Annotated in this window: 15 protein-coding genes; 10 read left to right on the forward strand and 5 right to left on the reverse strand. The window is 70.9% G+C overall.

All coding sequences use genetic code 11. The features are described from left to right. The first annotated feature begins 421 nt into the window (after window positions 1–421). Both serA and F4554_RS09535 read left to right on the forward strand, forming a co-directional pair. A complete protein-coding gene (gene serA, locus F4554_RS09530; protein ID WP_337795943.1) occupies window positions 422–2,050 on the forward strand; it encodes a phosphoglycerate dehydrogenase in 1,629 nt (542 codons plus the stop codon). A 198-nt stretch (window positions 2,051–2,248) separates the two neighbouring features. After that, window positions 2,249–2,752, forward strand: coding sequence for a hypothetical protein (locus F4554_RS09535; RefSeq protein WP_179787048.1), 504 nt, complete (start codon window positions 2,249–2,251; stop codon window positions 2,750–2,752). A gap of 80 nt (window positions 2,753–2,832) precedes the next feature. Here F4554_RS09535 and F4554_RS09540 read toward each other — a convergent pair whose 3' ends face one another. Continuing rightward, window positions 2,833–3,834: an ArsR/SmtB family transcription factor gene (locus F4554_RS09540; RefSeq protein ID WP_179787049.1), complete on the reverse strand. Its 1,002-nt coding sequence runs from the start codon at window positions 3,832–3,834 to the stop codon at window positions 2,833–2,835. 241 nt (window positions 3,835–4,075) lie between these two features. Between F4554_RS09540 and F4554_RS09545 the strand changes: the two genes are divergently transcribed. Continuing rightward, window positions 4,076–4,225 carry a hypothetical protein gene (locus F4554_RS09545; RefSeq protein ID WP_179787050.1) on the forward strand — a complete coding sequence of 50 codons (150 nt, stop codon included), beginning with the start codon at window positions 4,076–4,078 and terminating at the stop codon, window positions 4,223–4,225. A 118-nt stretch (window positions 4,226–4,343) separates the two neighbouring features. Here F4554_RS09545 and F4554_RS09550 read toward each other — a convergent pair whose 3' ends face one another. Continuing rightward, window positions 4,344–4,910: an O-methyltransferase gene (locus tag F4554_RS09550; RefSeq protein WP_179787051.1), complete on the reverse strand. Its 567-nt coding sequence runs from the start codon at window positions 4,908–4,910 to the stop codon at window positions 4,344–4,346. Between the two features lie 147 nt (window positions 4,911–5,057). Between F4554_RS09550 and F4554_RS09555 the strand changes: the two genes are divergently transcribed. The 5 genes from F4554_RS09555 (at window position 5,058) to F4554_RS09575 (ending at window position 8,411) form a co-directional block, all read left to right on the forward strand. Further along, window positions 5,058–5,201, forward strand: coding sequence for a hypothetical protein (locus F4554_RS09555; protein ID WP_179787052.1), 144 nt, complete (start codon window positions 5,058–5,060; stop codon window positions 5,199–5,201). Window positions 5,202–5,308: 107 nt separating this feature from the next. Beyond that, the gene (locus F4554_RS09560) at window positions 5,309–6,364 is read left to right on the forward strand and encodes a 3-isopropylmalate dehydrogenase (RefSeq protein ID WP_179787053.1); all 1,056 of its coding nucleotides are present in this window, start codon (window positions 5,309–5,311) and stop codon (window positions 6,362–6,364) included. 190 nt (window positions 6,365–6,554) lie between these two features. Further along, window positions 6,555–7,643: a branched-chain amino acid aminotransferase gene (locus tag F4554_RS09565; protein ID WP_179787054.1), complete on the forward strand. Its 1,089-nt coding sequence runs from the start codon at window positions 6,555–6,557 to the stop codon at window positions 7,641–7,643. Window positions 7,644–7,807: 164 nt separating this feature from the next. Continuing rightward, complete coding sequence (locus tag F4554_RS09570) at window positions 7,808–8,071, forward strand: DUF397 domain-containing protein (protein WP_179787055.1); 264 nt, start codon at window positions 7,808–7,810, stop codon at window positions 8,069–8,071. A gap of 85 nt (window positions 8,072–8,156) precedes the next feature. After that, entirely contained in the window at window positions 8,157–8,411 is a 255-nt protein-coding gene (locus tag F4554_RS09575; RefSeq protein ID WP_179787056.1) for a hypothetical protein, read from the forward strand. Here the strand turns inward: F4554_RS09575 and F4554_RS09580 are convergent. After that, window positions 8,396–9,652, reverse strand: a complete 1,257-nt coding sequence (locus F4554_RS09580) for an alpha/beta hydrolase (protein ID WP_179787057.1) — start codon at window positions 9,650–9,652, stop codon at window positions 8,396–8,398. The two genes, F4554_RS09575 and F4554_RS09580, sit on opposite strands and share 16 nt — an antisense overlap. Before the next feature lie 80 nt (window positions 9,653–9,732). Here F4554_RS09580 and F4554_RS09585 point away from each other — a divergent pair, with 80 nt between their 5' ends. Then, window positions 9,733–10,761, forward strand: a complete 1,029-nt coding sequence (locus tag F4554_RS09585) for a helix-turn-helix domain-containing protein (RefSeq protein ID WP_179787058.1) — start codon at window positions 9,733–9,735, stop codon at window positions 10,759–10,761. 205 nt (window positions 10,762–10,966) lie between these two features. Here F4554_RS09585 and F4554_RS09590 read toward each other — a convergent pair whose 3' ends face one another. After that, on the reverse strand, window positions 10,967–12,742 hold the full coding sequence (locus F4554_RS09590; RefSeq protein ID WP_179787059.1) for an ABC-F family ATP-binding cassette domain-containing protein: 1,776 nt from the start codon (window positions 12,740–12,742) through the stop codon (window positions 10,967–10,969). Between the two features lie 715 nt (window positions 12,743–13,457). On the opposite strand from F4554_RS09590, the gene cimA reads away from it, so the two are divergent. Next, complete coding sequence (gene cimA, locus F4554_RS09595) at window positions 13,458–15,056, forward strand: citramalate synthase (RefSeq protein WP_179787060.1); 1,599 nt, start codon at window positions 13,458–13,460, stop codon at window positions 15,054–15,056. Here the strand turns inward: cimA and F4554_RS09600 are convergent. Beyond that, window positions 15,044–16,069 (reverse strand): 3-methyladenine DNA glycosylase, encoded by a 1,026-nt coding sequence (locus F4554_RS09600; protein WP_337795944.1) that lies wholly within the window; start codon window positions 16,067–16,069, stop codon window positions 15,044–15,046. The two genes, cimA and F4554_RS09600, sit on opposite strands and share 13 nt — an antisense overlap. Window positions 16,070–16,153: the final 84 nt, after the last annotated feature.

Raw genomic sequence — 16,153 nt, forward strand, 5'->3', positions numbered from 1 at the left:
CGCGGCGGCAGTACCGCGATTCCGCACGAGGTGGGAAGACCTGTGGGGCCCATAGCACCCACAGCTCTTCCCACCTCGTCGCTTCCGCGGGAGGGTACGCCGGTGACCAGCGAATCCGCCCTCGCCGAGGCGGCGGCCCAGGACCGGTGAGGGTGAGGGTTCAGCCATCCCCGACCGGACCCGGCGCCGGGACTGCGCCGGGCGGCCGGCCCTGGCTATCCTGACCGCAAGTGCCGGGCCCAACGTCGTGCTCCGGGGACCGCCCCTCGCCCTCGCGACGTGCTGGAGGCCTGCAGCCGTGATTCCCCCCATTTCGGCAGGATCCGCCACCCCAGCGGCAACATCCGCCACCGCAGCAACACCTGTCACCGCAGCAACACCCGTCACCGCAGCAACACCCGTCACCGCGGCCATGCCCGCCGTGTCCGCGACCTCGGCGACGTCAGCCACGTCTGCCACCGCGCGCAGGCCGGTCGTCCTCATCGCGGAGGAACTCTCCGACGCCACCCTGGACGTCCTCGGCGACGACTTCGAGATCCGGCACTGCGACGGTGCCGACCGATCCGTCCTCCTGCCCGCGCTCGCCGACGTCGACGCGCTTCTCGTTCGCAGCGCCACCAAGGTCGACGCGGAGGCGCTGGCCGCCGCCCCCCGGCTGAAGGTCGTCGCCCGTGCCGGCGTCGGTCTGGACAACGTGGACGTCCGGGCCGCCACCCAGGCCGGCGTCATGGTGGTCAACGCGCCGCAGTCCAACATCATCTCCGCTGCCGAGCACGCGATCGCGCTGCTGCTCGCGGTTGCCCGGCACGTTCCGGCGGCCGACGCGTCGCTGCGCGCGGGGGAGTGGAAGCGGAGCAGGTTCGGCGGAGTCGAGCTGTACGACAAGACGCTCGGCGTACTCGGCCTGGGCCGGATCGGCGTCCTCGTCGCGCAGCGGCTGGCGGCGTTCGGGATGAAGGTGGTGGCGTACGACCCCTACGTTCAGCCCGGCCGGGCTGCCCAGATGGGCGTCCGGCTGGCTCCGCTGGAAGAGTTGCTCGAGGTCGCCGACGCGATCACCGTCCACCTGCCCAAGACCGCGGAGACGCTCGGGCTGGTCGGCGAGGCCCAGCTGGCCACGATGAAGCCGGGTGCGCTGATCGTCAATGCCGCCCGCGGCGGGATCATCGACGAGCACGCGTTGTACGTCGCGTTGAAGGAGGGCCGGCTGGGCGGCGCCGGCATCGACGTGTTCACCACCGAGCCGTGCACCGACTCACCGCTCCTGGAGCTGCCCAACGTCGTGGCGACTCCACACCTCGGCGCGAGCACCGCGGAGGCGCAGGAGAAGGCCGGTGTCGCGGTGGCCCGTTCGGTCCGGCTGGCGCTGGCCGGTGAGCTCGTACCCGACGCGGTCAACGTGCAGGGCGGCGTGATCGCCGAGGACGTCCGGCCCGGCATCCCGCTGGCGGAGAAGCTCGGCCGCATCTTCACCGCACTGGCCGGCGAGGTCGCTGTCCAGATGGACGTGGAGGTACGCGGCGAGATCACCGACCACGACGTCAAGGTGCTCGAACTCGCTGCTCTCAAAGGGGTTTTCGCCTCTGTCGTGGAGGAGCAGGTCTCCTACGTCAACGTCCCCTTGCTCGCGGCCGAGCGCGGTCTGGAGGTACGCCTGCGCACCGACCCCGAGAGCCCCGACTTCCGCAACCTCGTCACGTTGAGGGGCACGCTCGCCGACGGCCGGCAGGTGTCGGTCGGCGGCACCCTAGTCGGCCCGCGGCACATCGAGCGGCTGGTCGAGGTGGAGGGGTTCGACATCGAGATCGAGCTCACCTCGCACATGGCGGTGCTGCGGTACGTCGACCGGCCCGGCGTGGTCGGCGTCGTCGGCCGGATCCTCGGCGCGGCCGGGGTCAACATCGCCGGCATGCAGGTGAGCCGGGACCGCCGTGGTGGACAGGCGCTGGCCGCGATGACGGTCGACTCGACCATCCCGCAAGCTGCCCTTGACGAGATCGCCCGGGAGATCAGCGCCGAGGGCGTTCGCGCCATCGACCTGGACGACTGACCCACGCGGTCCGGCGTCCTTCGTAGCAACGAGAAGAGTTCCAGCAGCGACGGCCGACGCACCGATCGATCCACGGTCGGTGCGTCGGTTTGCGTTGTCGTCGAATCCGTTTCCGAGGTGGTGTTCTGCCACCAATGATGAGTTCCGGCAGAACGAAACCCCAACGGGCCAAGGGCCCGGAAACGGAGACAGCTGCAGATGCGCATGCCACGAAGGATCGCGGGACTCATCGCGGGGGCGAGTCTGGCGGCCGGAGCCGTGCTGGCCATGGGAGCACCGGCCCAGGCGTACTCCCCGAACCCGAGCACCACGGCGCACTACCGGAACACGACCTACTGCCCCTGCTCGATCCCCGACGTCATCGACGGCACGTACTTCAAGTACGACCCTGGGGGCCGTGCGATCAAGATCGACATCTGGAATCCCAGCCACACCCGCTACCTCGGCAAGCTGGAGTTCCACCCGTACGGCGAGCAGGTGTGGCTGTACGACAACGCGAAGGACGGCGACAGCTTCTACTACCAGGTTCGCTACCGGCTCCCAGGGCAACCCGAATACAACGGCCCTATTCTCGGGGGACTGCCCGGGGGTACGCACACCGTGAAGTCCTACCCGCTGCCTGAGGGGCAGGCCTTGACGATCTTCCTGTACGACGACGCTGCGGGTCACGACTACATCGGCAACTGGTCCGGGATCGCCTGATCAGGGTCACGCGTCCAGCAGCACGACAGCGGCGGGTCGGCAACAGCCGGCCCGCCGCAGTCCTGTCCGGCTGTCCTACGTCAAAAGGCCTTGTACGGAACGCCGTTCAGCATCGCGTCGCCCAGCGGAGTACGCCGGTGCAGCATCTCCCGCTGCTGTCGTTGCGACGTGAGCAGGCCCGCCTCGCGCAGCACGGTCGCGTGCCGGCTGGCGCTCGCCGGGGCCAGGTGCAGCTCGACCGCGATCCGGCCGGTCGACATGGGTACGTCGAGAAGGTCCAGTACCTGCGCGCGGGTGTGCCCGAGCAGCTGAGCCAGGGCGTCGAGAGTGCCGGAAGGGTCGATCGGGCGGTCCAGCCAGCCAGGAGCCGGCCGCAGCGGATGCACGAGCACCGGCGGCAGGTCCGGGTCGGCCAGGGTCACCGGCCGGCGGGCACAGAAGAACGACGGGACGAGGCTCAGCGGGCGGCCGTTCAGGGCCAGCTCCTGGTCGACGGGGTACGCACACTCCAGCGCATCCTCGCGCCAGGCCAGCTCGTTCTGGTAGGTCTCCAGCAGACCCACGGCACCGCCGGTGAGCGCCGCCTCGGAACGGCTCGGGCGGTCGGCCGCCACCGCGGCGCGGATCGCGTGCAGGTACGGCGCGACCGCGACGTCGTAGTAGCGCCGCAGTGACTCGCCCAGCCAGCGCAGGGCCGCCGGCTCCCCCTGGGCGAGCCGGCGGATCACAGGCGGCACGGGGCGCTGGGGAGCAAGCCGCGCGAGTTCCTGTCCCAGTCGACCTCTCGGCGTCGAGAGCACCGCGTCGAGCCCGTCGTCCAGGCTCGCGCAGCCGTTCTCCGGCGTGAGGAAGTCCGGGAAGTACTCCGCGTGCGGGCAGACGAGCATCAGCGCGCTCGTGGTGCACGCGAGGCCGCTGCGGGCCAGTGCGGTGCGCACCCGGCGGCGCCACGGGTCGAAGGTCAGTGCGGCGTGCCGGTTCTGCAACAGCTGCAGGCTCAGCACGGTCTCCCACAGCGGATGGACGTCGCCCGCCACCCGGAGCCGGTTGAGATCCTGCGTGGTGAACTCGATGCGGAGCATCTATCCCCCGATGTACTCCCGCTCACGTCGCCCGAACTCCGGGTGGTTCGTCCCTGAACACCCTTATCGGGAGAGTACGCGCGCGCCGCCGGCCGGTCGGCTGATTTTCGCGGCGCCTGTGGATATCCGGTGAAGATCGGAAACCGAGGTCCGGACAGACGCAGCGGTCAGGACCGGCCGCGGCGCCTGGCCTCCGACGTGTCGGCGTGGCGCTGCGACCGGTCCGGGTCCGCGCGCCGCCATGGTCAAGTCGCTCCGGAACTACCTCAAGGACGTACGCGCCGCGCCGCGCGAACAGCTCTCGCTCTCCGGCTACTGGGCGTACGGCAGGACCGAGAACCGGTTCCAGGCCGAGAAGCGCGAACCCGTCGGGCGGATCTCCCTGGACTAGTGGAACGTGCGGGGCGCGGCGACGTCGCGGTCAGTTCCTGTTCCAGGCCGAGAAGCGCGAACCCGTCGGGCGGATCTCCCTGGACTAGTGGAACGTGCGGGGCGCGGCGACGTCGCGGTCAGTTCCTGGTCGCGATCAGCACGCTGGCGTCGACGGCCACCATCACCTCGACGGTGGTGAAGCGCGGGTCGGTGAGCCACTGCTGCCGGGTGGTGTCGACCCGTCCCTGGTACATTGGCGGCCAGGTGGCGCAGGGCGTGAAGTCGTCGAGCACGACCAGGCCGCCGGGCTCGACGAGTTCGGCCGCCAGATCGGGGCCGGCCCGCTTGGCCTCGCGTACGTCGAGGAACAGCAGAGTGAACGGCGCCCGTGCCGCGAGTTCCTTCCAGTCGGCCTCCAGGACGTCGACCGCCTCGTCGCCGGCGAACATCTCCCGGACCGCCTCGACCAGGCCGGAGTCGTGCTCGGCGGTGACGAGCCGGGAGCCGGCGCGCATCCCGCTGCGCAGCCAGGCCGAGCCGACGCCGCAGCCGGTGCCCGACTCGGCGAGTGTGCCCTCGCGCGAGGCGGCCAGCGAGGCGAGCAGCCAGCCGGTCTCGTTGCGACAGGAGGACACGAAGCCGCGCCGGCGGGAGAGCTGGTGGGCGCGGGTGACCACCTCGGGGATCAGGGGCGGAGCACTCATGCGGCCAGAGTTTGGCACAAGGTCCGACCGGATCTCGTAATCCGAGACAACAGGCCGTCTGGCGAGACAACTACTAGGGCGCCCTACTATTGTCGGCCAGGTGATGTGGGTATACGTCCTTTGTTGTCCAGAAGGGAGATTCACCCCATGACCGAGGCTCAGCAGCTGGCCTACCGCGCCCTGCAGGAAGCCATGGACCGCCGCGACAACGGCGGCCGGAGCGAGGTGGAGTCGCCGGAGTCGTTCGCGACCGACCGGCGCGACGCCGACGCGCACGTACCCGTCCGGTAGCTCGGTACCCCTCGGCGCGATCTTCCGCGTTTCCAGCACCCAAGACGACCGTCCGCATCCCAAGACCCGCGTGTCGAGATGTGGACACGACGAAGTACGGTGAGCCCATGGCGCAGAGCATTCGTCTCGCGGTGATCCCCGGCGACTACATCGGCCCCGAGGTCACCGAGGAGGCGCTGAAGGTCCTGTCGGCGGTCTGCCCGGCGTACGACATCAAGGTCGACCCGACGCACTACGACCTCGGCGCACAGCGTTACCTCGCCACCGGCGAGGTGCTCCCCGACACCGTGCTGGCCGAGCTTCGCGAGCACGACGCGATCCTGCTCGGCGCGGTCGGCGGCCGTCCCGGGGACCCCAACCTCCCGGCGGGCATCCTCGAGCGCGGCCTGTTGCTCAGGCTGCGGTTCGAGCTCGACCACTACGTCAACCTCCGACCGTCGCGCAGCTTCCCGGGCGTGCCGACGCCGCTCGCCTCCGACGCCCCGATCGACTTCGTGGTCGTTCGCGAGGGCACCGAGGGGCTGTACGTCGGCAACGGCGGTGTGGTCCGCAAGGGCACGCCGCAGGAGCTGGCCACCGAGGTCAGCGTCAACACCGCCTTCGGAGTCGAACGCGTGGTGCGCGACGCGTTCGTCCGGGCACAGGGCCGGCGGGGCAGGCTGACCCTCGTGCACAAGACCAACGTCCTGGTGCACGCCGGCGGCGTCTGGTCGCGGATCGTGGCCGAGGTGGCGCCGGAGTTCCCCGACGTGACCGTCGACTATCTCCACGTGGACGCGGCGACCATTTTCCTGGTGACCGAGCCGGAGCGGTTCGACGTGATCGTCACCGACAACCTCTTCGGCGACATCATCACCGACCTGGCCGCCGCCGTCACCGGTGGAATCGGCCTGGCCGCCAGCGGCAACGTCAACCCCGACCGCACCGCCCCGTCGATGTTCGAGCCGGTGCACGGCTCCGCGCCGTCGATCGCCGGACAGGGCAAGGCCGACCCGACGGCGGCGATCCTGTCCGCCGCGCTGCTGCTGGACCATGTCGGCGAGCAGGCCGCGGCCCGCCGCGTCGAGGATGCTGTCACCACCGACATCGCCGCCCGGGTGGACGCACCCGCCCGCACGACCAGCCAGATCGGCGACGACATCGCCGAGCGAGTATCGAACTAGGGCTCCGACGCGTTCTCCGCCTCGGAGCCAGCCGCCGCCCGCGATCCGCGTGGGCGGCGGTTCTCGTTTGCGTTCCGGTTGTCCTTTCGCCGGTTTTCGTACGTCATCTCCCTCCCTCGCGTGGGCGCCGGAGGGCCGCTGAGAGGATCATGCCTCCGCGGGTCGAGCAATGATTGGGTACGGTGCAGCCATGACCGCAAGCCTCGAGTTCCGCCAGCAGCTCTCCGACTCCCCGGTGCCCTCCGCGCGCCGGGAGGAGATCCTCGCCGCACCGGGGTTCGGCAAACATTTCTCCGACCACATGGTCACGGTCACGTGGACTCCTGAGCAGGGATGGCACGACGCGGTGGTCAAGCCATACGGCCCGATCGCGCTCGACCCCGCCACGGCGGTTCTCCACTACGCGCAGGAGATCTTCGAGGGACTCAAGGCCTACCGTCACGCCGACGGCTCGGTGTGGACGTTCCGGCCGGGTGCCAACGCGGCCCGGTTCCAGCGTTCGGCCGCCCGGATGGCGCTGCCGCAACTCCCGGTCGACGACTTCGTGGCCGCGCTCGACACCCTCGTCACGGTGGACGAGGCGTGGGTGCCCAGCGGCGGCGAGACGAGCCTGTACCTCCGCCCGTTCATGTTCGCCTCCGAGGTCTTCCTCGGGGTGCGGCCGGCCCAGCAGGTGAGCTTCGTGGTGATCGCGTCCCCGGCCGGGGCGTACTTCTCCCAGGGAGTGAAGCCGGTCTCGATCTGGCTGTCGGAGGACTACACCCGGGCGGCCATCGGTGGCACCGGCGCGGCCAAGTGCGGCGGCAACTACGCCGCCAGCCTGATCGCGCAGCAGGAGGCGATCGCGAACGGCTGCGACCAGGTGGCGTTCCTGGACGCGGTCGACCGCCGCTGGGTGGAGGAGCTCGGCGGGATGAACCTCTACTTCGTGTACGACGACGGGCAGATCGTCACCCCCGAGCTGGGCACGATTCTGGAGGGCATCACCCGCGAGGCGATCATCACCCTGGCCACCGAGGCCGGGCACAAGGTCGAGGAGCGCCGGATCGGCATCGACGAGTGGCGCGAGGGCGCGGCCTCCGGGCGGATCACCGAGGTCTTCGCCTGCGGCACCGCCGCCGTGCTCACCCCGGTCGGAACGCTGCGCTCGCGCGAGGGTGAGCTGGTGATGGGTGACGGCGGCGCCGGCCCGGTCACCACCCGGATCCGTCAGCAGCTGCTGGACATCCAGTACGGCCGGACCGAGGACACCTACGACTGGCTGCACCGGGTCTGCTGACCGGTCCTTCGTACGCCTACTCAGCGAGTACGACTTAGAACTCTGTGTACATGCGGGCGGCTGGGGGAGTACCTTGGCTGCTGCGCAGCGGGATCGCGGCGGCGCCCGGTCTTCCTCCGGCGTCCCGCGCGGGCCGATCCTCACACAGGGAGTACGCACCACACATGACCGAACGACCGACCCACGACAGCGCCGGCGTCAACCATCCACTCAAGGGGACCTTCGATCTGGAGCGGGCCGAGTGGCGGTCCTCCGTCGGCGGCAGTGACATCGAGGTCGCCTTCGTGGACGAACTCATCGGCATGCGCAACGCCCAGGACCCCGACGGCCCGGTGCTCGTGTTCACCGAGGACGAGTGGGAGGCGTTCCTGGCCGGGGCCAAGGACGGCGAGTTCGATCCGGCGGAACTGGAGCTACCGCTGACCTGAGCGCGGACCGGCGGGGCCGGCCGAGATCCTTTGCGTACAACGGGATTCGGCCGGTCCGCCCGGACCTGCCAAGGTGCGGTGAACCATGATCATGTACGACCTGATGCTCAACGACCTCGCCCATGCCCGGATCGCGGACCTGCACCGCGCCGCCAGGGCCCGGCAGTTGGCCCGGCTCGCCCGCAAGCCCCGGCCCCGCGACCCGTACCGCACTCCTGTCCGCATCCCACGACAACGTGGACAGGCGCGGCAGCCCACCGCGCACCGGCCCGCTCCGGGCCGGCGACGCGCCGTGCGTCTGCTGTCGTTCCTTCGGATGCGCCGCTACGCGCCCAGGTGACGGGCGAAGAACTCCCGTACGCCGGTTCGTACGATCGGCACTGCCCTGGCCGGCTCGATCCCGCCGACCAGGGCAGTGCGCGCGTCCGCGGTCATCAGCCCGGCCGCCTGCAGTTGCGGTGCGAACGCGGCGAAGTCGGTGAACGCCCAGTGCGCGGCGTCGCGTAGCTCCCGCCGCCGGGTCCACCCACCCGGGTGCGCGAGCATTGCCTGCCAGGAACGCTCCATCCCCGCCCGGTCGGGGAAACCGTCGGTTCCCCACAGGAGCAAGGGCCGGTTGACGCCGTACTCCGCGACCGGGAAGAACGGTCCCGGCTCGCCGGGCGGCTCGCCCGGATGGTCCAGGTAGCCCTCCAGGTCGATCGCCGCGTTGACCCTTCGGTCGTCGTACGTCGTCTGTGCCGCCGTGGTACCGCCCGCCGAATGTCCGTACACACCGATCCGGCGCGGATCGACCGTGCGGGCAAGTCCCGTCGGAAGCGCTCGCCCGGCGGCGTCCGGGTTGCCGCCCTCGGCCAGAACCTCCATCTGGTCGAGCACGTACCGCAGGTCCGCGATCCGGGTGCCGATCATGGTGTCGAAGGTCGCGGGGTTCGAACGCGGGTCCTCCCGGAACGCCGTGGTGCGGACCACGTCGGCCCGGTACTCGGTCGTACCGGGGAACTCCACCACCAGCGCGTCGCCGGGATGGTCGACGGTCACCACCACGAAGCCGTGGCTGGCGAGGTCCTGGGCAAGTCCGGCCCCGAATCCGCGTGGGTCACCGCCGCCCGGGCTGTAGAGCAGCACCGGACTGCGGGCGGGCGACGCCGGCGCGCCCTGGTGGGCATGCGTCATCGTCGCCGCCCAATCCACTCCGGCGGGTGGCAACCCCGGATGCTGGTAAGGAGCCAGCGCGCCGAACACCGCGGCCGTGGCCGCGCCCAGCTGCGGCGCGGGCGGATGGCGTCGGACGCTGCGGGCGGGATAGAAGACCGTCGCCATGAGTTCGCGCACCGGGATGGTGTCGTCCCACGGGTCGCACCGGGAACGGTCGACGAGATACCAGGTGGTCAGCCCGACCGGGTGCGGTCCGGTCGGTGCCGGCAGCCGCAGCCGTACGTCTGCCGAGGCGGTGCGCGCCGCCGCGACGTCGATGCCGGACGAGACCAGCAAGGCACCGAGGACGGCCGAGACGGTGACGGCTCGCCGGGTGGGGTGAGCGGGTCCGGGACCATCGGAATACGCGTGTACGTGGGACATGCCTCGCATGGTGTCCCGCGCCCGGAACGGCGACCATGGTTTCGACCTGGCCCTAAAGGCTCGCGAGACCGGGGGACCTGATGATCCGAATCCGCCTCACCGCCGACGACCTGGCCGGGGTCCGGTTCGCGCCCCGCCCGGCGCCGTTGCAGGAGCTGAACACCGCGTTCCTGATGATGGGGCGGCCCGACGACGGGTTGCTGTTCGGTGCCTGGCGACGGCGGTTGGCGCGGTCCCTGCCCGCGACCGTGCGGCCGCTCGCCGACCTGGTACCGGCCGGGGTGGCGCCGGGTTTCCTGGACGTGTTCGACGACTCGTTGTCGGCCGCGCTGGACCGTCCGCGGGCGTGGCGGCGAGACCTCGTCCGCGCAGAGCTGGAGCGCGTGTACGCATGTGCCCCGGCGACGACGCCTGTGCCGGTGTGGATTCGCGCGCTGCACCGGGGGGACGCGGACGCGTGGCGAGTGCTGCGCCGCGGCCAGCGCGCGGCGTTCGAGGTTGCAGTCCGGCCCGTGTGGGGTGTGGTGCAGGACCTACACCAGGCGGAGTTCACCAGGTACGCGGTGACCGCCGCCGAGTTCGGAATCGGCGCCGCACTTGGTGGGCTGGTTGCAGGTGCGCGGCTGCTGGGCCAGGTGTGGGAACTCGACGCTCCGGTCGAGCAACAGGTTGACGTGGCCGGCCGCGGCCTGGTCCTGGCGCCGACGTTCCACTGGACCGGACACCCGCTGGTCTGCGACCTGCCGGCGCTGCCGGACCTGCCGGTCGTCGTCACCTATCCGGCCGGCCCGGGGACGCCGCTTCCGGCGGACGGTGTGGGACGCGCCGGTCGCCCGGGTGATCCCCGCGCCGGGCTGGCCGGGGTGCTCGGCCGGACCCGCTTCGAGTTGCTGCTTCTGCTCGCCGACGAGCACACGACCAGCGACCTCGCCCGGCTGGTCGGGGTCAGCAACGCCACCGCGTCCGCCCACACCGCGGCGCTGCGTGGCGCCGGGCTGATCACCACCGTGCGAGCGGGACGGTCGGTTCTCCACCGGCGCTCCGCCCTCGGCGACCTGCTGGTCCGCGGCTCCGGTCACCAGGAGTGTGAAGAGGTACGGGGCCTATAGGCCTCGCGCGTCTTCACACTCCGGGCCGGGTGGGCCAGGTCTGACGGAAGCGTGAAGGGCTGCGGTTGTCCCAGCCCCCATCAGTTTTCACACTTCTGCTTGCCGCCCAGCCAGTCAGCCGGCGGGTCGTAGCAGCGGCTGCCGCGCGACGGGATTCTTCCGCGGAAGAACCCTCGGCGACTCGGTTCGGTTGAGGTGGGAAGACTTACGGGGCTTGTTCCGAGGTCACCTGCCAGTACGCCGGACCGTCCGCCTGCCGGTGCAACCGCCAGCGCTGGGTGGGCCGGAAGCTCTCGGCGAAGCGTTCGTCGTGGCTGACCGCGAGCACCGTTCCGCCGTAGCCGGCGAGAGCCTCGTCCAGCACGTCCAGTGACTCGAAGTCCAGGTAGTTCGTCGGCTCGTCCAGAAACAGCAGGTCCGAACCTCCGTTGACCAGACAGGCCAGCAGCAACCGGCGGATCTCGCCGGCCGACATCGTGCCCAGCGGACGGCGGATCTGGTCGGCGTCGAAGAGATAGGAGTCCAGCAGGCGCTCGGCGTCCTCCTCGTAGATCGGCACCTGCCTGCGCAGGTAGTCCAGCGCGGGCACTGTCAACGGCAGGTTGTCATGCACCTGTGGTAGGACGCCGGGGGCACGGGAGAGCCGCACCGCGCCGTGGGCCGGGGTGAGCGTACCGCTGAGCGTCGAGAGCAAGGTGGACTTGCCGGTGCCGTTCTCCCCGGAGACGAGCACGCGCTCGCCACCTCGTACGGCTGCGGAGAACGCCCGCCACAGTGGCCCGTTTCCGCGGTCGGCGACCAGGTCGTCGACGGCCACTTCCACCTGGTCCGGTGACGCCTGACCCGAAAGCTCCAGCACCAGCGGCGGGCGTTCCTCCGGCCGCTCCAGCCAGCGCGCCGAGGTCATCTCCCGTGCCAACCTGCGCTGGCGCGCCTTCGCCTTGCGGGCCACCTTCTTGGCGTAGCGGCGGGCCTTGTCGTTGTGAGTGCCGAGTTCGGTACGCAAGGCCTGGTTGGCGGTGCGTTCGATGTCCTGCGCCAGCCGGCGGCGGAACTTCTCCTGCGCCTCCAGGTCGGCGAGCAACCGGGCCCGGCGCCTGCGTTTCTCCTCGCGGTAGGCGGTGTACCCGCCGACGTAGAACTCCGCCCGGTCGGTGAGCAGGTCGAGTTCGACGATCCGGTGCACCAGGCCGTCGAGGAACGCCCGGTCGTGGGTGACGACGACGACCACCCCGCGGTAGCCGCTGAGGTACTCGGTCAGCCAGGCGAGGCCGGTGGCGTCGAGGTGGTTGGTGGGCTCGTCCAACAGCAGGATGCCGGGTTCCTCCAGTAGCAGCCGGGCGAGCAGGACGCGGGCCTGTTCGCCGCCGCTGACGTCACCCAGGCGCCGGTCCAGGTCGAGGTCGGCGACACCCAGCCGATGGCGTACCTCGTCAGCCCGGGCCTGCGCCTGCCAGCCACCCAGGAGGGCGAACCTGTCCTGCGCTTCTGCGTACTCCGCGAGCACGTCCTCGTCGGCATCCCCGGCACCCCCGGCATCGGTGTCGCCGCCGGCACCCGCGGCGCCGGCAGACATCGCCGCTTCCAGCACCCCCATCCGGGCCGCGAGTTCGGCGATCTCACCGAGGCCGGCGTCCAGGAACGCCCCGATCGTCGTGGTGGTGTCGGCGATCTGGGCATCGAGATAGCCGACCCGGTCCTGGGGGCCGTACCGTACCGACCCGCGGTCGGCATGGTCGCGGCCGGCGAGGATGCGGAGCAAGGTGGACTTGCCGGCGCCGTTCTGGCCCACCAGGCCGATGCGTTCGCCCGCGTGGGCGACCAGGCTCACGTCGGCGAACAACGGCTCACCGTCGTACGTCTTCGTCAGACCGGAGGCCGTGAGGACGGGCGCGCCGGACGCGGAGGGGCTCGCGGTGGTCGCGCCGGCGGGCGCGACAGAAGGTACGGAACAAACAGAAGAAGCAGTGGAAGCAGGCATGGGATCCCGGGAACTCGAAGGGAGCCGCGGGTGGATCACCACGCGGCACAGGAATCGATGAGTTCCGCTCAGCTGCCCACGAAACAGACCATAGCCAACGCCCGGCGTTCGGCTCAACCGGTATCCACTCCGCACTCGCGCCGTCGGCGTGACCGTGGCCGGCCGATGTCGGGAGGGCGCAGCCATCCCCAGCCGCCTGCCGTCGTTGCCCGGCGGGCTGAAGGGTGGAGACCTCGGGTGGCCAGAAACCCCGTACCGCTTCACACTTCGGCAAGGAGGGGCTCGCCTTTGGCGAAGTGTGAAGATCCACGGTGGCCATGGGCCCCGTAGGTCTTCACGCTTGACCGCTGGAGCGCCGGAGGGATTCTTCCGCGGAAGAACCGGGACCAGACGGGCATCCGGGGTGTGGTGCGAACACACCCCGGGCCTGGACCGGTGACTCTCCGACGGCCCGGAACCGGCCGGGAACGGTGGGTCACGTGACCGGACGTACGTCGGTGTGCCACACTGGCCCACATGGTCGCCTCGTACACCGTGATCATTACCTAGGCGCGCCGGACACCACCCCGTCCCGCGCGCAGACCTCTCGCACCCCGCGAGAGGTTTTTTGTTTGTCTGCTCCGGTCCCACCCCTCGACCGAGGCCGCAGGCACACTGACCCCCACCCGAACCCGCAACCAGACTTCGATTTCCGGTTCGCAAGGAGCGTCCCCCGATGAGCGACTTCCACGTGTACGACACGACGTTGCGCGACGGGGCCCAGCAAGAGGGCCTCAGCCTGTCGGTCGAGGACAAGCTGGCGATTGCCCGCCACCTCGACGAGCTCGGGGTCGGCTACATCGAGGGCGGGTGGCCCGGCGCCAACCCGAAGGACACGGAGTTCTTCCGCCGGGCGGGGGAGGAGCTCCGGCTCGGCCGGGCCACGCTCGCGGCGTTCGGCGCCACCCGCCGCGCCGGGGTGAAGGCCGCCGACGACCCGCTGGTCCGCGCGCTGCGCGACTCCGGCGCCGGCGTGGTCACGTTGGTGGCCAAGAGCCATGACCGGCACGTCGAGCACGCGCTGCGCACCACGCTGGCGGAGAACCTCGCGATGGTCCGCGACACCGTGGGGTTCCTGCGCGCCGGCGGTCAGCGCGTCTTCCTGGACGCCGAACACTTCTTCGACGGCTACCGTGACAACCCGGCGTACGCGCTGGAGGTGGTGCGGGTGGCCGCCGAGGCGGGCGCGGACGTCGTGGCGCTGTGCGACACCAACGGCGGCATGCTGCCCGACCAGGTGGGTGAGGTGGTGACGAACGTGCTCGCCGGCACCGGTGCGCGGGTGGGCATCCACTGCCACAACGACGCGGGCTGTGCGGTGGCCAACACCATCGCCGCGGTCGACGCCGGCGCCACCCACGTGCAGGGAACGCTCAACGGCTACGGCGAACGCACCGGCAACGCCGACCTGGTGACCATCGTGGCCAACCTCCAGCTCAAGCGGGGCATGAGTCTGGTGCCCACGGACGCGTTGCGGGAGGCGACCCGGATCTCCCACGCGGTCGCCGAGCTCACCAACATCCCGCCGTACTCCCGTCAGCCCTACGTCGGCGCGTCCGCCTTTGCGCACAAGGCGGGGCTGCACGCCAGCGCGATCAAGGTGGACCCGAACCTCTACCAGCACGCCGATCCCGCCGACGTCGGCAACGACATGCGGCTGCTGGTGTCGGACATGGCCGGCCGGGCGAGCATCGAGCTGAAGGGCCGCGAGCTGGGTTACGACCTCGCCGGTGACCGTGAGCTGGTGACCCGGATCACCGACCGGGTGAAGGAGATGGAGGCGCGCGGCTACACGTTCGAGGCGGCCGACGCGTCGTTCGAGCTGTTGTTGATGGAGGAGGTCGAGGGAGTACGCCCGACGTTCTTCGAGGTGGAGTCCTGGCGGGTGCTGACCGACTCCCGGCCGGGTGAGGAGGCGCTGTCGGAGGCGACGGTCAAGCTGCGCGCCGGCGGCGAACGCACGATCGTCACCGGTGAGGGCAACGGTCCGGTCAACGCGCTGGACGCCGCTCTGCGCGGGGCGATCGGGCAGGCGCACCCGGTGGTGGACAAGCTCGACCTGATCGACTACCGCGTGCGCATCCTCGACACCGGTCACGGGACCGACGCGGTGATCAGAGTTCTGATCCAGCTGTCCGACGGTGAGGAGTCGTGGGAGACCGTCGGGGTCGGGCACAACATCATCGAGGCGTCGTGGGAGGCGCTGGTGGACGGTGTGACGTACGCCCTGGTGCGGGCCGGGGTCGAGCCGACCTCCGCGGCTCAGCAGGCCTGACCCGGGTCCGGACCGGCGAGCGCGAGCAGGCCGTCGCACGCGCGGACCAGGTCGTCGCGCAGCACCCCGGCGCGTTCGGCGAAGCCTCGCTGGGCGGCGGCGTACTCCGACCGTCCCTCCGGGGTCTCGATCGGGACCGGCCGGTAGCCCAGCGCGGACAGGTCGTACGGCGAGGCCCGCATGTCCAGCTCACGGATCTCCCGGGCGAGCTCGAAACAGTCCGCGACCAGCTCCGAACGCACGTGCGGGGACAGCTTGTACGCCCACTTGTAGAGGTCCATGTTGGCGTGCAGGCACCCGGGCTGTTCGAGGTCACGCTGGGTCTCGCGGTCCGGGCGCAGGGTGTTGCGGGGCCGCGCCGGTCCGGTGAAGAAGCGGTACGCGTCGAAGTGCGAGCAGCGGATCCGGTGCGACTCCACCAGTTGGTCGGTGCCCTCGGCACCCAGGCGCAGCGGCCACGTGGAGTGCCGGACCTGCTCCTGGGACAGCCGGTAGACCATGGCCCACTCGTGCAGGCCGAAGCAGCCGAGGAACGCCGGCCGCGCACGGGTCGCGGCGAGGAGATCCCGGATCCAGCGAATCGTGTCCACCCGGGCCGCGAGCGTGGCCGGGTCGACCACCATGCCCGCGGGTACGGCGATGTAGTCGCGGTTGTCGCCGTACGCCGACGCCGCCCGGGCCGCGTCGCCGGCCAGCACCACGCCGGCACCGGGATGCCAGCGGCGCAGCCGGGCCGGGCGGTGGGAGTAGTAGGTGAACAGGAAGTCCTCGACCGGATGAGCGCGGCGTTCCCCTCGCCGGTGCAGGTGGGGCCCCAGCCAGGCGTCCACCCGGAGAACGTGGGCGTCGCGGCGCGCCTGCCATACCTGCTCGCAGAGCACCTCGGTGGCCGGGACCGACTCGGCGACCGACCCGGCGGCCGACCCGGTGACCGAGCCGGTGACCGACTCGGCGACCGACCCGGTGACGGACCTCGAGGAGCCGCCTGGACGGGTGGGACCGGGTGCGCTCACGGGAGCCACCGTACCCGCGGCCAACCCGGGCCCGACCCACGCCGACCCGCGCCTACCGGCCGCGCCCGGTAGGCTGCGCACGCC

It is taken from the genome of Actinopolymorpha rutila (assembly GCF_013407855.1).
Taxonomy (GTDB): domain Bacteria; phylum Actinomycetota; class Actinomycetes; order Propionibacteriales; family Actinopolymorphaceae; genus Actinopolymorpha; species Actinopolymorpha rutila.

Excerpts from the sequence above, each read along its gene's own strand:
- F4554_RS09535 (WP_179787048.1), top strand. The coding sequence starts at position 2,249 with ATGCGCATGCCACGAAGGATCGCGGGACTCATCGCGGGGGCGAGTCTG.
- F4554_RS09540 (WP_179787049.1), bottom strand. The coding sequence starts at position 3,834 with ATGCTCCGCATCGAGTTCACCACGCAGGATCTCAACCGGCTCCGGGTG.
- F4554_RS09545 (WP_179787050.1), top strand. The coding sequence starts at position 4,076 with ATGGTCAAGTCGCTCCGGAACTACCTCAAGGACGTACGCGCCGCGCCG.
- F4554_RS09550 (WP_179787051.1), bottom strand. The coding sequence starts at position 4,910 with ATGAGTGCTCCGCCCCTGATCCCCGAGGTGGTCACCCGCGCCCACCAG.
- F4554_RS09555 (WP_179787052.1), top strand. The coding sequence starts at position 5,058 with ATGACCGAGGCTCAGCAGCTGGCCTACCGCGCCCTGCAGGAAGCCATG.
- F4554_RS09560 (WP_179787053.1), top strand. The coding sequence starts at position 5,309 with ATGGCGCAGAGCATTCGTCTCGCGGTGATCCCCGGCGACTACATCGGC.
- F4554_RS09565 (WP_179787054.1), top strand. The coding sequence starts at position 6,555 with ATGACCGCAAGCCTCGAGTTCCGCCAGCAGCTCTCCGACTCCCCGGTG.
- F4554_RS09570 (WP_179787055.1), top strand. The coding sequence starts at position 7,808 with ATGACCGAACGACCGACCCACGACAGCGCCGGCGTCAACCATCCACTC.
- F4554_RS09575 (WP_179787056.1), top strand. The coding sequence starts at position 8,157 with ATGATCATGTACGACCTGATGCTCAACGACCTCGCCCATGCCCGGATC.
- F4554_RS09580 (WP_179787057.1), bottom strand. The coding sequence starts at position 9,652 with ATGTCCCACGTACACGCGTATTCCGATGGTCCCGGACCCGCTCACCCC.
- F4554_RS09585 (WP_179787058.1), top strand. The coding sequence starts at position 9,733 with ATGATCCGAATCCGCCTCACCGCCGACGACCTGGCCGGGGTCCGGTTC.
- F4554_RS09590 (WP_179787059.1), bottom strand. The coding sequence starts at position 12,742 with ATGCCTGCTTCCACTGCTTCTTCTGTTTGTTCCGTACCTTCTGTCGCG.
- cimA (WP_179787060.1), top strand. The coding sequence starts at position 13,458 with ATGAGCGACTTCCACGTGTACGACACGACGTTGCGCGACGGGGCCCAG.